Here is a 1,840-nt window from a genome sequence, read left to right as displayed (position 1 = left end):
CTGAGCTTGACTCTGTCGGGGATCTTGGTGATTGGCTGCGGGTGATCATGATGGTGCGCCAGTCTCGCGGGTGCACGATGACCGCGAGATTTCCGAGGAGTGCAAGATGTCGGTCCGTCCCCGTCCGGGTGCCGAGGTCCCGGTCTTGACGGCGCGGATGGCGCGGGCCAGCAACCCCGGTGGTACGACGGCGATGTGGGTGCGTGACCGTCTCGACGGCCTGTGGCGGGACGAGGACTTCGCCGACTGGTACCCGCGCGATGGCAGGCCCGGGCTGTCGCCGGCCCAGTTGGCCACGGTGAGCGTGCTGCAGTTCCTGCTGGGCCTGTCCGACCGCGATGCCGCCGAGGCAGTACGCTGCCGCATCGACTTCAAATACTCGCTCGGCCTCGAACTCGACGACCCTGGCTTCCACCACAGCGTGCTTACCGACTTCCGCGACCGCCTGCTCCAGGACGGCCGGGCGGACCGCCTTCTCGACCTCGCCCTGGCCCGGCTGAAAGAGGCCGGCCTGGTCCGCGAGCGCACCGCCCAGCGCACCGACTCCACCCACGTCCTGGCCACCGTCCGCGACCTGACCCGCCTCGAACTGGTCACCGAGGCCGTGCGCGCGGCCCTGGAAGAACTCGCCCGCACCGCCGGCCACGCGCTGGACGGCCTGGTCGGCGAGGACTGGGGCCGCCGCTACGGCCGACCAGTGCGCCTGGGCAAGAACCCCACCCGCCCCAAGACCCGGATCGACACCACCGGCGAAGACGCCCGCCGCCTGCTCGAACACCTCAGCCGCAACCACCCGTCCCTGCTCGTCAGGCTCCAAGTCCAGGTCCTACGGCAGATCCTGGTGCAGAACTACTACTGGGATCCCACCGGGCGCCTGCGCTGGCGCGACGGTGACGACGCCAGCGGCCTGCCGCCCTCGGCCCAACGGATCGTCTCGCCCTACGACCCGACGGCCCGCTACGCACGGCGCGGGCAGGTGACTCGCTGGACGGGGTTCCTCGCCCATGTGACCGAGACCTGCTCCGGCGACGGACCCAACGTGATCACCGACGTGGCCACCATGCCCGCCACCAGCGCCGACACCGAGGTCCTGCCCGGCGTCCACACCCGGCTGGAACGGCGGAGCCTGCTGCCCGGCGAACACCTGGTCGACGGCGGCTACACCTCCCTGCCGCACCTGGAACAGGCTCAGCGCGAACACCGTGTCACCGTTGTCGGACCGCTGCCGGGCAATCCCACCCGCCAGCACCGCCGAGGCGAGGGCTTCGCCCGCGACGACTTCCACATCGACTTCGACCGCAAGGAGGTCACCTGCCCGCAGGGGCAGACCAGTGCCGGCTGGCACGGCCCCTACCCGACCTCCTCGCCGACCGCCGCCCCGCTGATCGTGGCCCGCTTCACCAAGAGCCAGTGCCAGCCCTGCCCGGTCCGGGCCAAGTGCACCAGCTCCCGCGACGCCCAGCGCACCGTGGGCTTCCCTCCGCGCGAGCTGCTCGAACTGCAACTGCGCAACCGCGCCGACCAGCAGGACCCGGCCTGGCACAAGCGATATGCAGTCCGCTCCGGCATCGAGGGCACCATCTGCGAGTTCGCCCACGGCCACGGGATGCGCCACTGCCGCTACCGCGGGCAGCCCAAGGCACACCTGCAGCATGTGCTCACAGCCATCGCCGTCAACATCGAACGCCTCAGCAAGCATGACCCCGACGAAGGCGCGCCCCCACGACCGCCGACAGCCTTCCAGGACCACCTCGACCAGCAGGGCATCCCGCGCCTGCGTTCCTGGCGAGCCGTCAGTTGAGAGGACGGCGACCAAGATCCCCGACAGAGTCAAGCTGAG

1 protein-coding gene is annotated in these 1,840 nt (G+C 70.5%); it reads left to right on the top strand.

The annotated features are described in order from the left end of the window. The first annotated feature begins 106 nt into the window (after nt 1-106). Entirely contained in the window at nt 107-1,801 is a 1,695-nt protein-coding gene (locus tag ACFVUY_RS43325) for an IS1182 family transposase (RefSeq protein WP_387737364.1), read from the top strand. Nucleotides 1,802-1,840 lie beyond the last annotated feature (39 nt).

Origin of the sequence: Kitasatospora sp. NPDC058063 (assembly GCF_042885395.1) — a bacterium.
In the GTDB taxonomy this organism is placed as follows: domain Bacteria; phylum Actinomycetota; class Actinomycetes; order Streptomycetales; family Streptomycetaceae; genus Kitasatospora; species Kitasatospora lactacystinica.
Note: the sequence above shows the minus strand (reverse complement) of the source record. Positions and strands in the feature narration are given on the sequence as shown.